Source organism: Sorangium sp. So ce406 (assembly GCF_051474675.1).
Classification (GTDB): Bacteria; Myxococcota_A; Polyangia; order Polyangiales; family Polyangiaceae; genus Sorangium; species Sorangium cellulosum_G.
Window position 1 is genome coordinate 194615 of the sequence record NZ_CP150340.1, and the last position, 13429, is coordinate 208043.

The window sequence follows — 13429 nt, forward strand, 5'->3', positions numbered from 1 at the left end:
GGGACGCGCGGCCGTGGGTCCGCTGTCTTGCGCTAGGCGCGGCGCCGCCGGCGCAGCGCGAGGCCGGCGAGGGCGCCGAGCAGGGGCAGCAGCGCAGCCGCGCCCGGACCGCTGCCGGCCGGCGTGGGCCGCGCGGCGCAGAGGCCGTTGCCCTCGGCGAAGATGCCGGTCGGATCGTTCGGCTCGCCGGAGTCGGGCCCGCAGGTGCCCGGCGTGCTGTCGGTCGAGCTGCACACCTCGCCCGACGGGCAGCCGTTGCCGCTTTCACCGCGGCAACCTTCCTCGCACTGCTCGTCGACGCAGATCATCCCGCTCGACGCATCGCCGCAGTCGCTGTCCTGCCGGCACGTCTCGCCGGTGGGCACATCGTCGGCGGCGTTGTTCGGATCGGTCTCGCCCTCGTCGACCCTGCCGTTGTGGTTCGCGTCCTCGGCGCCGTCGCTCACGCTGCCGTCGTCCGTGTCCGCATCGAGCGGGTTCGTGGTCGTCTCGGGGTCCGCGTCCGCGATGCAGGTGCCCGCCGCCGCGTCGGTGGCCTCGAGATCGCAGCCCTGGCCGAGCTCGGTCCCGTCGAACAGCCCGTCCCCGTCGCTGTCGGGATCGAGCGCGTTGATGAGGCCGTCGCCGTCGTGATCGTCGCTGAAGTTCGGCTCCCGCCCGTCGAGCACGCCGTCGTCGTCGCTGTCGCCGTCCTCCGGATCCGTGCCGATCTCGCCCTCGAGCGCGTCGCTCAGCCCGTCGCCGTCGGTGTCCTCCGGCGTCACGTCGTCCTCGCCGTTGTTCGGGTCGGTCTCGTCCGCGTTGATGGCGCCGTCGAGGTTGATGTCCTCGTCGCCGTCGCTCACGCCGCCGTCGTCGGTGTCCGCGTCCACCGGCGAGGTCTTGGTCGCCCCCTCGTCGGCGTCGGCGCGGCAGTGGCCCGCCTCAGCGTCGGTGCCCTCCTGGTCGCAGGGCAGCCCGAGCTCGGTGCCGTCGTAGAGCCCGTCGTTGTCGCTGTCGACGTCGAGCACGTTGATCAGCCCATCGCCGTCGGTGTCGTCGCCCGGGTTCACCTCCTGCCCGTCGAGCGCGCCGTCGTCGTCGGAGTCGGCGTCGTCCGGATCGCTCCCGATCATCTCCTCGACCGCGTCGCTCAGCCCGTCGCCGTCGCGATCGTCCGGCACCGCGTCGTCGGCGGCGTTGTTCGGATCGGTCTCGCCCTCGTCGACCCTGCCGTTGTGGTTCGCGTCCTCGACGCCGTCGCTCACGCTGCCGTCGTCCGTGTCCGGATCGAGCGGCGAGGTGACCGTCTCGCCGTTATCTGCATCGGGGATGCAGGTGCCGGCGCCCGCGTCCGTGGCCTCGTTGCTGCAGGGCAGCCCGAGCTCGGTGCCGTCGAACAGCCCGTCGTCGTCGCTGTCGGGGTCGAGCGCGTTGATGAGGCCGTCGCCGTCGTGATCGTCGCTGAAGTTCGGCTCCCGCCCGTCGATCACGCCGTCGTCGTCGCTGTCCGCGTCGTTCGGGTCGGTGCCGATCAGCTCCTCGAGCTCGTCGGCCAGCCCGTCGCCGTCCGTGTCGACGATCGGCGCGTCGTCGGAGCCGTCGTTCGGATCGAGCTCGCCCTCGTCGATCGCGCCGTCGAGGTTGATGTCCTCCTGGCCGTCGGGCACGCCGCCGTCGTCGGTGTCCGCGTCGACCGGCGAGGTCTTGGTCGCCCCCGCGTCCGCGTCGGCGCGGCAGTGGCCCGCGTCGGCGTCGGTCGCCTCGTTGTCGCAGCCCAGGCCGAGCTCGGTGCCGTCGAAGAGCCCGTCGTTGTCGCTGTCGACGTCGCGCACATTGATGAGCCCGTCGCCGTCGGTGTCGTCGGCCGGGTTCGGCTCCTGCCCGTCGAGCGCCCCGTCGTCGTCGGTGTCGGCGTCGTTCGGATCGCTCCCGATCGTCTCCTCGAAGTCGTCGCTCAGCCCGTCACCGTCGGTGTCCACCGGCGGCACGTCGTCGTCGCCGTCGTTCGGATCGGTCTCGCCCTCGTCGACGACGCCGTCGAGGTCCACGTCCTCCTGCCCGTCCGGCACGCCGCCGTCGTCGGAGTCGGCGTCGAGCGGGTCGGTCTTCGTCGCCCCGGCGTCGCCGTCGACCCGGCAGTGGCCCGCGCCGATCGCGGTCGCCGGGTTGTCGCAGAGCGAGCCGAGCTCGGTGCCGTCGTAGAGCCCGTCGTTGTCGCTGTCGGGGTCGAGCGCGTTGATGAGGCCGTCCCCATCCGAGTCCACGCTGAAGCTCGGCTCCTCGCCGTCGGTCACCCCGTCGTCGTCGCTGTCCGCGTCGTTCGGGTCGGTGCCGGCGGCGATCTCGGTGGGATCGTCGATGCCGTCGCCGTCCGAGTCGCAGCCGTTGCCGATGATCCCGTCGCAGTCGTTGTCGATCGCGTCGCCGCAGACCTCGGCCGCCGCGGGCACGCACTCGCAGGTGTTGCCGTCGGGATCGCACGTCGGGGTGAGCGGCCCGCAGTGCGCGTCGGTGAGGCACTCGACGCACGTGTTGGGCGTCCCCGCCGTCTCGCAGTGCGGCGTCGGCGCGGCGCACTGCGCGTCGGTCTCGCACGCGTCGACGACGACCTCCGTCGGCGGCACGCCGCCCGCCGGGCCGTTGCCGTCGGTCGGCGTGTCCTCGGCCGGCGCGCCCTGCTGTCCGGCGGCGTTGACGACCGCCTGGTTGGCGATGAGGCCCGAGGCGCCGGCGTCGACCGTCACCCGGAAGGTGACGCTCGACGAGCCGGTGGCAGCGGGGAGCGAGCCCCCCGCCGTCGCGTTCGCGCCGGTGCCGAGCCGCACGCGGACCGTGCGCGACCCGGCGTCGTACTCGCCCTGGTCGTCGCCGGCCGCGTCCGTCTTCGCGCCCATGTTGGCGCCGGCTGTGACCGAGAGCGAGCCCGGCACGTACGTTACGCCCGGGGGCAGCGGATCGGTAAGCACGGTGTTGGTCGACGCGTCGTTGCCGGTGTTGGTGACGGCGATCGTGTACTGGAGCACGTCGCCCGGGAGCAGCAGCCCGCCGTTCACGTCTTCGACCGTCTTCGTGGAGGACGTGAAGTCCGGCTTGAAGGTCGAGATCGACGTGATGAAGCCGGCGAGGAAGTACAGGTCGTTGTTGCTCGATGCCTGGATGGGCGCCGAGGTCTGCCCAGGGGTCACCTTGGTGGTGATGTCGAGGACGTCGATGTCCATGCCGGCCATGCTCCCCGCGGTCCCTGCGAGCTGCGGCAGGTCCCCGACGTTCGACACCGGCATGCTGAGATAGGACCGCGTGCCGTTGAAGAAGTTGCCGGCCGGGTTCAGAGCGTCGCCGAGCGCGGCCCCTCCGTTGAAGAAGAACTGATCTCCATCAAAGGCCACGTCGCCCTCGAACGCGACGATGCCGAGCTTCGCGTCGTAACCCGCGTTCGGCACCACGAACCCCGACAGGGTGGCGCTCTGGGTCGACCCGCTGGCCACCGTGTCGAGCCCGTCGAAGAGCGCGAGGTTGCGCGGCGGCTCGGAGGCGAGCTCGTAGAAGACGACCAGCCACCACCCGGCGAAGTGGTTGTCGAAGTTGTTGTTCGTGAAGCTCGCGGTGTTGACGCCGCTCACCCGGTACGCGCCGGACCCTTGCGCCTGCACGACGGCGGTGATGTCCGCGACCGACTGGTAGTAGACGCGCCCCGAGCTGATCTTCTCGACGCTGTCGATGGCGGTCACCTCCTCGGAGAAGCCGCTCGCGCCGGGCCGCTCCAGGGTGACGGCCTCGTCCGCGCTCCCGGTGGTGCCGAGGTGCGCACCCCAGTACAGGTACGCGTGGGTGACCCTCGCGCCGGCCGGCACCGCTAGCACCGCGGTGGTGCGCGCCTGCGCCGCGGTGATGCTGGCGCTCGCCTCCGCCCCGCCCTCCGCGGGCGAGTCGGCGCGCCAGAAGATGTCGGGCGCGCTGTCGCCGGTGTTGGTCCCGCACGGGCCGATGTCGCCCAGCACGGGCGACTCGATGTCGTCCCTGCCGCACTCGTGGCCGAGCGTGTTGCCGATGAGGAGGAAGTCTCCCCGCTGATCGACCTGCACGCGCAGCGCGGGCGCGGCGTGCGCGGTGCCGCTCTGCCCGCCCACGCAGGCGAGCCCGACAAGACTACCTATGACCCAACGTCTCTTCACGGCGCCTCCTGCTGCTGCTTCGGCTTCTTCTCGAGGATCTTGAACTGCACGCGGCGGTTCTTCTGGCGTCCCTCGTCGGTGTCGTTCTCCGCGATCGGGACGTCAGGCCCGTAGCCCTTCGACGCGAGCCGCTCGGCCTCGACGCCGCGCTGGACCAGCGCCTTCGTGACCGACTCCGCCCTCGCCTGGCTGAGCTTGACATTGTACGCGCGTCCGCCGCGCGGATCGGTGTGCCCCTGCACCTCGATCTTGGTGATCTCCGGGTGCTCCTTCAGCACACCCGCGACCTCGTCGAGGAGCTCGTCGCTCGCCTTCTTGATCGTCGCCTTGCCGGTGTCGAACTGCACCTGCTGGAGGATGACGATCTCCTGCTCGGTCACGCGCACCGCGACGGGGCAGCCGTTCTTGCCCGGATCCGGATCGGGCTTGCCCTTCTCGTCGGGGCAGGCGTCCTTGTCGTCGCGCACCGTGTCGCCGTCGCGATCGCCGGGGCAGCCGTTCGTCGCCGGATCCGAGGTGCGGAGACCGGGGATATCGGGGCAGGCGTCCTCCGCGTCGATCACGCCGTCGCCGTCCTTGTCCGGCGGCGGCGGGCAGCCGTGCTTCTTCGGGTCCTCGTTGCTCGGGCCGGCCTCGTCCGGGCACGCGTCGACGTCGTCGGTGATGCCGTCCTTGTCGCGGTCCCCGGGCGGCGGGCAGCCGTGCTTCTTCGGATCGTCGTTCGCGATGCCGGGCGTGTCCGGGCACGCGTCGATGCGGTCGAGGATGCCGTCCTCGTCGCGATCGGAGGGCGGGCAGCCGTTCTTCTTCGGATCGGCGTCGCCCACGCCGGGCGTGTCCGGGCAGGCGTCCTGCTCGTTGGGGATGCCGTCCTTGTCGCGGTCGGGGTCGGCGCGCCGGACCTCGGGCGAGTACGCGAGCATCGCGACCGCGCGGAAGTCCGGGGTGCCGATGCCCGAGGTGAAGCCAGGGCCGGCGGCGACGCCGATCTCGAAGTCGCGGACCGCGGGCGCGAAGCGGTAGCGCACGCCGAGCAGCGCCTCGACGTTCGTGTTGCGCGCGTCCGGATCCTCCAGCACCGTCGACACGGTCACCTCGGGCCCGATCTGGAGCTGCTCCTCGGGCAGCAGCAGCAGGCCGACGCCCGCGCCGCCGTTGAACATCAGCCCTTGCCGCACCTGCGCGAACGTCTGCGCGGGGCGCAGGTCGACGCCGGCCGCGACCGACCACGTGAGGTGCGGGACCCTGCCGCCGGCGATGATCTGGGGCATGCCGCGCACCGTCCCCTCGCCGACGTACGAGCCGCGCTCGCCGTTGCCGGTCGGCAGCCACATGTACCCGCCGACGGCGAGCTGGAACGGGTCGAAGTACTCGCCCAGCAGCCGCAGCCGCAGCCCGAGCCGGAGATCGCCGATCTCCGCGCCGCTCGGCGACGGGAAGGAGAGCCCCTCCGCGCTCGGGTTTCCGCCCTCCTGCAGCACGGCGAGCGGCACGTCGACGTTGACGTGGAGCCGGTCCCAGAGCGTGAGCGAGCCGTTCAGGTGCAGGAAGAGCTGGTGCTCCACGATGGAGTCGATCGGCTCATCCTGCCCCAGGCGCGTGAGCACGAGCGGGTTGTGCGCGTAGTCGCCGAGCAGCATCAGGTGGAGCGCCGGGCTGCCGTCCTGCCTGGGCGAGGCCGCGTAGGGCGACGGCACGCTGAACATCCGATCGCCGGCGGGCGCTGGGCTGAAGCGGTCGAGGGCGAGGCCGCGCTCCGCGTCCGCCTCCTGAGCGGACGCTGGCGCGGCCCACGCCGCCGCGGCTAGCGCGGCGGCGCCGCAGATCCATCGAGGGGGAGAATGGGCTCTCATGCGCAGAATCACCTTTTGAGTGCATGGGGGCGAGCGGCCGTGGACTGCTCCGGCGCGCAGGCGAGTTGTGGGAAACGCCGCTCCCTCCGGCGGAGGAACGGCACGCTGCCTCGAATCCCGGCCGTCTTATAGGACGTCGCTGGATGCCGCCGGTGGACTTTTCGAACGGCGGTCGACCGAAATCCAGGCGGCCTCGACAGACGGCGCGCGCTGCGATCCGGGCTTCGCAGCGCTGCCCATGCAAGCCGTGTGCACGCACGCGCGCGGCGTCGACGCCGGCGCGCGCGGCGACTTTGCCGTTCAGCGCGGCTCCGCGGCGGGTCGATTGAGGTCTGCAGACATCAGCGCTGCGGCGCGGGAGCATCGGGCCCTCTGTGGGTCCTCGTCTTCATCGAGCGTCATGGCGCAGCCGGCCGCGCCGCGAGCGTCATGGCGCGACGGCGACGCGATCGAGGAGATGCCGCAATGGCGCTCCCGCGCAGAACTCGCGGCCGCGGCCGGGCCCGTGCTACGGCGTCTCTGTGCAGCCGCACCCCTTCCGCCAGCCGGCGGAGCGCCCGACGGCGCCTCCCGAGGATCAGCGCCTCGGCGAGCTCCGCTCGGTTCACGCGCAGCGCCGGAACTTCGCGCTGTTCCAGGTCGCGCGGGGCGCGCTGCTCCTCGTGTTCACGAGCGTGATCGGCGCCGTCATCGCCGGCTGGCAGGGCTTCTTCCTTTCGCTTCCGTTCGGGCTCGCGGGCTTCGCCGTGCTCGCGTCCGCTGCGCTGCGCCACCGCGGGCTGCGGATCGAGCTCCACGATCACGGCGTCGTCGTGGCGCGCCGGGATGGGCGCGAGGTCGTGGTGTTCGACGACGTGGACGAGGTATGGTTCGACCTCGACCGCAGCTCGACGCCGTTCGGGAGCTTCGTGTTCCTCCGCGGCGTCCGCCTCGTGGAGCACTCCGGCGCGCAGCGCTCCGTGCCTGTCGAGGTCGCGGACGGCCAGGAGGTGGCCCGCCGGATACTCCTGTGCTGCTCTCGTCCCCTGATGGACGACGCGCGGCGCGCGATCACGGAGGGCGAGGCCCTGACGTTCGGTCCGGTGCGCCTCGACGGGCAGGGGATCGCGATCCGCGGACACCACGTGGCCTGGAGCGCTCTGTCTCTCGTGCGCTTGCAGTCGGGCCGAGTCGCCTTCTTCCGGGGCCAGACCGTGTTTCCCTGGAAGACGGTGGGCCTCGATAGCGTCCCGCACCCGACGGTGTTCGCCAGGCTGGTCACCGAGCGCGCGCCGCGCGTGGAGCGCGACGACGTCTGGGCGGCCTGGACCGGGTGAGGCGCGGCGCGCGCGAGCCGGTGCCTTCCCCTGCCGCATGGCCTAGCATCGTCTTCCTGCCGGAGGCGGCTCCCGGCCGTTCACGACGACGGAGGTCCTGGCGATGAACCTTTTACCGGACGAGGCGCGGCGCGATCCCTATCCCATGTACGAGCAGCTGCGGAGCAGCTCTCCCGTGCTCCACGTCGCGCCGCTCGATCTCTGGATGATCCTCGATTACGAGGGCGTGAAACGGGCGTTGACCGATCACGAGGCGTTCAGCTCGGTCGTGACGCCCGTGACCGGCAAGGCCCCTGACTGGCTCCTCTTCGCGGACCCGCCGCGCCACACGAAGCTCCGCGCCATCATCCTGCGGGCCTTCACCGCGCGATCGGTCGCGGGCCTCGAGCCGCGGATCCGGGAGCTGTCGCGCGAGCTCCTGGATCAGCAGATCGAGCGGGGGGCGATGGACCTCGCGGCGGACTACGCCGCCCCGCTGCCCATGATGGTGATCGCGGAGATGCTCGGCATTCCGCTCGAGGACCGGGCGCGTTTCATGCGCTGGAGCGAGGCGATCGTGAACCTCAGCTACGCGATCTCGGGCGGCGCCGAGGCGGAGCGGATGATGCGCGAGCACGCCGCGGCGAAGGCGGAGATGGAGGGCTACCTCGCGGAGGTGCTCGGGGCGCGGCGGAGGGCGCCGAAGGACGACCTCTTGACCCGCCTCGTCGAGGCCGAGGTGGACGGCGAGCGGCTGACCGACGACGAGATCCTGGGCTTCTTCCAGGTCCTGCTCGCGGCGGGCACCGAGACGACGACGAACCTGATCGACAACGCGATCCTGTGCCTCGTCGAGCGCCCGGCGGATCTCGCGCGCTTGCGCGGGTCGCCCGACCTCCTGCCGTCGGCGATCGAGGAGGTCCTGCGCTACCGCTCGCCGGTGCAGATGATCTTCCGCGAGGCGCGGCGCGACGTCGAGGTGCACGGCCAGGTGATCCCGGCCGGGAAGCTGGTCGTGCCGGTGATCGGCTCCGCGAACCGAGATCCCCAGCAATTTCGCGACTCTGGCCGCTTCGACATCGGGCGCGATCCCAACCCGCACGTCGCGTTCGGGCAGGGTATCCACTTCTGCCTCGGGGCGCCGCTCGCGCGCCTGGAGGCGAGGATCGCGCTGTCGGATCTCCTCTCGCGGCTGCGGGGCCTCGAGCTCGCGAGCGAGGAGCCGTGGGAGCCGCGCAGGGCGCTCAACGTGCTTGGCCCCGCGCGCCTGCCGATCTGCTTCGAGCCGGGCAGGCGCAGCGCCGCCGCGGGGTGACACAGGAGCGGCGCGCGATGGGCGAGGGACGCGGGACCGGGCGATGGGGCCGGGATCGGCGTCGCGGGGAGCGGCCCGTCACGCCCCGGGCTCACCGCGGTCGAGAAACAGCTCTGCCGCGGGGATCTCGACGTCGTCGAACGGCGCGGCGCGCACCGTATCACCGGGGCTCGCGACGAGCAGGATCACATAACCACGCTCTGCCCGCTCAAGGACGGTCAGCGTCTCGTAGGTCGGGTCCACCAGCCAGTAGTGCGGCACGCCCGCCTGGAAATAGGCGTCGCGCTTCGGACCTTGGTCGTAGCGGGCCGTCGAGGAAGAGAGCACCTCGCAGATGAAGTCGGGCACAGCGGTGACGACGCCTCGGTCGTCCGGCGCGGGCGCCCGCTCGTGCTTGTCCCTCCGCCAGCCGACCACGTCCGGACGGCAGCCGATGCCGCCGAGCAGCATGTCGACTTCCTGCGAGATCCACCAGCCTCCAGGGCCGCCCCCTCCGGACCCCTTCCGGTTGTAGGGCCACAGCTTCACGAAGATGCCTCCCTGGGTGAAGCCGTGCTGCGGGCCGGGGAAGGCGTGGTAGACGAGCGCGCCGTGGATCAGCTCGGCGCGCTCGCTCTCCGCAATGGCGAGCCAGTCCTCGACGGTGGCACGGTCGGACGGGCCGGAGCTCAGAGCAAGGGACGCCGCGCGCATGCGCCGAGCATACCAAGCTGGAACGGCTCGCGGCAGAGGCGCGCGACCCGCGCCGGCGCTCCGACGCTCGCGCGCGTCCGGCGTCGCCGGAGCTGCCGCCCCGTTGTCGGTAGACGCGGCCTCAGGGCTGCTGCTGCTTCTTCTTCCACTTCTTCTTGGGGCGCGGCGGAAGCTTCATCTTCTTCGGGTCCTTGGGCGCCCACGGCACGCGCGTGTCGACCGGCAGGATGTCCTCGTGCGGCAGCGCGCGCTCGCCCTCGCGCTTCACCGCGAAGGACGCCGAGACCACGTTGACCCTGTGCGCCCCGACGTCGGACAGATCGCCCTTGGCGCGGAGGCCGACGGGGATGCAGAAGACCCTCTTTCGCTCTTCATCATCCATATCGGCCGCCGGCGGCGGCCCGTCGCCGCGCCCGCGCACCTCGCCGAGCTGGTTCGGGTTCTCCACGGCCTGCTGCAGCTTCTCGAGCACCTCCTCGGCGCACACGAGCTCCGCCTTGGGCTTCTTCTTGCTGCCGGAGGGATATTGCACCTTGGACTGGACCTTGACGGTCACGGTCACCGGCGCCCGGTCAGGCCCCATCTGAAGCGCGCTGCCGGCGAGCGCGCCCTTCGCCTCGCCCACGATGCGCTCCCACGTGGGGCCGTCGCCGGCCGTCGCGCTCACCAGCCGGACGCCGAGGACCTTGCCGTCGGCGCCGAGCTTGACCTCGAACGTCGCGCGGGCGTCGAGGGGCGCGGCCGAGGAGCGCACCGTGTCCGCCAGCGTGCTCGCCACCACGCCGGCGGCCGGGACGCTGATGCCCACGCTCTTGTCCTTGCTGTGCAGCGTGTCGCTCAGGACCTTGCCCGCGATGGCCGGATCGACGGGGCGAGCGAGCGGGGCGGCGGTCGGGGCGGCCCGCGGCGCCTCGGGGGCGGCGAGCGCGCCGGGCACGGTCCAGAGCGGTGCCCCGAGCCCGGGCGCGAGCGCGATCGCCTCGCCCGCCGCGGGGGGCGCCGCAGACGGCGGCCCGCCGTACTCGTCGCCGGGCGGCGCTGTCGGCGCGGGTCCGGGCGCCTCGGCGACGGGCGCGGGGGGCTCGGCCCCGGAAGGGGGCGTCTCGACGGCGGGCGGGGGTGCTTCGGCCGCGGGGGCAGGTGCCTCCGGCGGCGCGGGCTCCGGCGCGCTCCTCGGCTCGGCGGCGGGCGCCTCGGGGGCGGCCGGCGCGGGCCTCGCGCGCTCGACGGAGGCCACCTTGGCGGCCGCTGCGCCGGGCGCGGGCGCCTGCGTCTTCTCCACCGGGGCGGCCTTGCCGATCTCGTCCGCGCGCTCGGGCTCGCTCGCGCCCGGCGCGGCTCCGGCCGGCTGCGCCGCGGCCTGCGAGCCCGGCTCCTCGAGCTCGACGTCGATGCCGTCGACGAGCGCGGGGGGCCCGGCAGGTGGGTCGGGGAGCCGCTCGCGCGTCGGCGCCGCGAGGAGCGCGAGGTGCGCCGCGATCGCCATGGACAGCGCCACGGCATCGCGTTTCCTCAGCGAGATGCTCACCGCCTCCTCGATCCAAGGCGATTGCGCATTGAAGATTTCTAGCACGCCCCCGGGCACGCGCGCCGCCCGACCCGGGAGGGCCGTCGTCCACTCCGCGTGGAGCACGATCGCGACGCCGCGCCCTCGCCAGGCCGGCGCCGATGTGCGCTGTCTTTCGGCGCTCACCGCGCCATCGGCGCCCGCCGCGCCCTCAGCGAGGGTGCTGCCCGCGATCTCCCCTCACCCCGGGTATCGGAGCTTCACGTCGCCGTTCGAAGACTCGAGCTTGCTCGGGGCGTCCTTGAGCTTCGATGTCGCGCAATCGTAATTTTTGTTACATGAAGACGGGTATCATCAGAGAACGGGGGTGCCCGGCGCGGCGTCCTCGACCGTGATGGTGCGGACGCGCCCTTCGACCTCTGCGGTCAGCAACATGCCCTCGGACACGAGCCCTTTGCCGAAGTCGCGCGGCAGCAGGTTGCAGATGACGACGACCCGCTTGCCGACCAGCTCTTCCGGGGCGTAGCTCGCCGCGATCCCCGAGATGATGCGCCGGGGCGCGCCGTCGCCGGTGTCGACCCGCAGATCGAGCAGCCGGTCCTTCTTCTTCACGCGCTCGGCGCTCGTGACCAGGCCGATCCGGAGGTCCAGCTTGGCGAAGTCGTCGAACGCCACGGGGGCCTTGCTCTGCCCCGCCGGAGGGGCGGGCGCTCCGGCGCCGCCCCCCGCCGCCGGAGCAGCGTTTGCGGCGGGAGCAGCGTTTGCGGCGGGAGCCGCCTTCGCGCCGGCGTCGGGCTGCGGCGGGGCGGCGTCGGCCGGGGGCGGGGCGAACCGGGCGAGCAGCTCGGCCTCTTTCGCCTTCTCGAAGCGCGGGAAGATAGGCGAGCCCCGGCGGAGCTTCCCGCCAGGCTTCCGGGCAGGAGGGTCGAGCGGCCACTGATCGTGGCCCACCGCGGGCGCGATCGGCGGCAGCCCGAGCTGATCGCGCATCCTGTCGGCCACGACCGGCAGCACGGGGGAGATCATCACGCTGATCGCCTCGAGCTGCTCGATCAAGGTCGCGATGATGGTGCCGAGGCGGCGCGGGTCCGTCTTCTTGGCCGCCCACGGAGCGGCCTTGTCGACATAGAGGTTCGCCGCGGCGATCGCCGCCCAGATCGCGTCGAGCGCGCGCGTCGGCTGGTTCGCGTCGAACGCGGCGGTCGCGGCCGACGAGGCCTGTCGATGCGCGCCGGCGAGCTCCGCCTCGAGCGGGCCGGGCTCCCCCTTCTCGGGGACCTCCTCGGCGAACGGCAGCACCCGGTTCAGCAGGTTGCCGAGCGCATTGCCGAGCTCCGAGGCGTACCGCGAAAGGACGTCCTGGAGGCCGAAGTCGCCGTCCTGACCGAAGGAGATCGCGCGCATGAGGCAATAGCGCACCACGTCCACCCCGACGGGCGGCGCGCCGGCGGCCGCGGCCGGGCCGCCGGGCAGGGCCGCCGCGGCCGCCTCGGAGATGGCGTCCGCGACCTCGACGGGGCTGATGGTGTTGCGGAGCGTCTTCGACATCTTCTGGCCGCTGTAGGTGAGGAACCCGTGGGCGAAGACCTGCCGCGGGAGCTCCGCCTCGCTGTGACCGGCGGAGAGCAGGAACGCGGGCCAGTAGACGGCGTGGAAGCGGAGGATGTCCTTGCCCACGAGGTGAACGTTCGCGGGCCAGAAGCGCGTGTTGTCCTCCGGCTCCCTGAGGGCGGTCATGTAGTTCGCCAGCGCGTCGAACCAGACGTACATGACGTGCTTCGGGTCGTCGGGGACGGGGATTCCCCACTGGAACGTGGTGCGGGAGACGGAGAGATCCTGGAGCCCCTCGCGCACGAAGCTCGTTACCTCGTTGAGGCGGCTGGCAGGCTGCACGAAGGTGGGGTTGCGCTTGTAGAAGTCGAGCAGCGCGTCTGCGTAGCGGGAGAGGCGGAAGAAGTAGCTCTCTTCCTTGACGCTCTCGGCGGGCCTGTTGTGCAGCGGGCAGATGTTGCCGGGCTGCTGGAGGTCCTTCTCGGTGTAGTAGGCCTCGCACCCGACGCAGTAGAGCCCCTCGTAATGGCCGAGGTAGATGTCCCCGCGCGCCTGGATGCGGCGCCAGAGCTCCTGCACGCCCTTCTTGTGGCGGGCCTCGCTGGTGCGAATGAAGTCGTCCGGAGCGCAGCCGAGCTTCGGCCACGTGGCCCGGAAGGCGGCGGCGATCTCGTCGGCGTGGGCGCCCGGGGCGATGCCGCGCGCCTCGGCGGCGCGCTGGATCTTGAGGCCGTGCTCGTCCGTGCCGGTGAGCATGCGGCTCTCGTGGCCGCGCAGCCGGTGGTAGCGGCAGAGCACGTCCGCGGCGATCGTCGTGTAGGCGGTGCCGAGGTGCGGGACGTCGTTGATGTAGTAGATGGGCGTCGTGACGTAGAAGCGGCTCGCCATGGGGACGGGGTCATACCATGGGGGGGTGGCGCGCGGCGACGGGCGCAGAAGCGCTATCGAGCGCGGGCGACCCGGGCGGGCCGATCCGACCCAGGATGGCGACCACCCGAGATGCCAATTTCAATGCTCCCCTCGCTGATCGGGATGTCAGCAGGGCCGTGTGCCGTCCCTGT

General features: G+C 72.2%; 7 protein-coding genes. 2 read left to right on the forward strand and 5 right to left on the reverse strand.

Annotation, left to right across the window (positions count from 1 at the left end):
* Positions 1-32: 32 nt before the first annotated feature.
* The gene (locus tag WME96_RS00755; RefSeq protein WP_437288269.1) at positions 33-4109 is read right to left on the reverse strand and encodes an isopeptide-forming domain-containing fimbrial protein; all 4077 of its coding nucleotides are present in this window, start codon (positions 4107-4109) and stop codon (positions 33-35) included.
* A gap of 41 nt (positions 4110-4150) precedes the next feature.
* The gene (locus tag WME96_RS00760) at positions 4151-6007 is read right to left on the reverse strand and encodes an OmpA family protein (RefSeq protein ID WP_437288270.1); all 1857 of its coding nucleotides are present in this window, start codon (positions 6005-6007) and stop codon (positions 4151-4153) included.
* A 521-nt stretch (positions 6008-6528) separates the two neighbouring features.
* Between WME96_RS00760 and WME96_RS00765 the strand changes: the two genes are divergently transcribed.
* Positions 6529-7323, forward strand: a complete 795-nt coding sequence (locus WME96_RS00765) for a DUF6585 family protein (RefSeq protein ID WP_437288271.1) — start codon at positions 6529-6531, stop codon at positions 7321-7323.
* A gap of 103 nt (positions 7324-7426) precedes the next feature.
* Positions 7427-8617 (forward strand): cytochrome P450, encoded by a 1191-nt coding sequence (locus WME96_RS00770; RefSeq protein ID WP_437288272.1) that lies wholly within the window; start codon positions 7427-7429, stop codon positions 8615-8617.
* Positions 8618-8695: 78 nt separating this feature from the next.
* On the opposite strand, the gene WME96_RS00775 is transcribed toward WME96_RS00770, so the two are convergent.
* The 3 genes from WME96_RS00775 to metG form a co-directional block, all read right to left on the reverse strand.
* Positions 8696-9310 carry a Uma2 family endonuclease gene (locus WME96_RS00775; protein ID WP_437288273.1) on the reverse strand — a complete coding sequence of 205 codons (615 nt, stop codon included), beginning with the start codon at positions 9308-9310 and terminating at the stop codon, positions 8696-8698.
* A 121-nt stretch (positions 9311-9431) separates the two neighbouring features.
* Positions 9432-10838: a hypothetical protein gene (locus WME96_RS00780; RefSeq protein WP_437288274.1), complete on the reverse strand. Its 1407-nt coding sequence runs from the start codon at positions 10836-10838 to the stop codon at positions 9432-9434.
* A 333-nt stretch (positions 10839-11171) separates the two neighbouring features.
* A complete protein-coding gene (gene metG / locus WME96_RS00785; protein WP_437288275.1) occupies positions 11172-13256 on the reverse strand; it encodes a methionine--tRNA ligase in 2085 nt (694 codons plus the stop codon).
* Positions 13257-13429: the final 173 nt, after the last annotated feature.

Excerpts from the sequence above, each read along its gene's own strand:
- WME96_RS00775 (WP_437288273.1), bottom strand. The coding sequence starts at position 9,310 with ATGCGCGCGGCGTCCCTTGCTCTGAGCTCCGGCCCGTCCGACCGTGCC.
- metG (WP_437288275.1), bottom strand. The coding sequence starts at position 13,256 with ATGGCGAGCCGCTTCTACGTCACGACGCCCATCTACTACATCAACGAC.
- WME96_RS00770 (WP_437288272.1), top strand. The coding sequence starts at position 7,427 with ATGAACCTTTTACCGGACGAGGCGCGGCGCGATCCCTATCCCATGTAC.
- WME96_RS00760 (WP_437288270.1), bottom strand. The coding sequence starts at position 6,007 with ATGAGAGCCCATTCTCCCCCTCGATGGATCTGCGGCGCCGCCGCGCTA.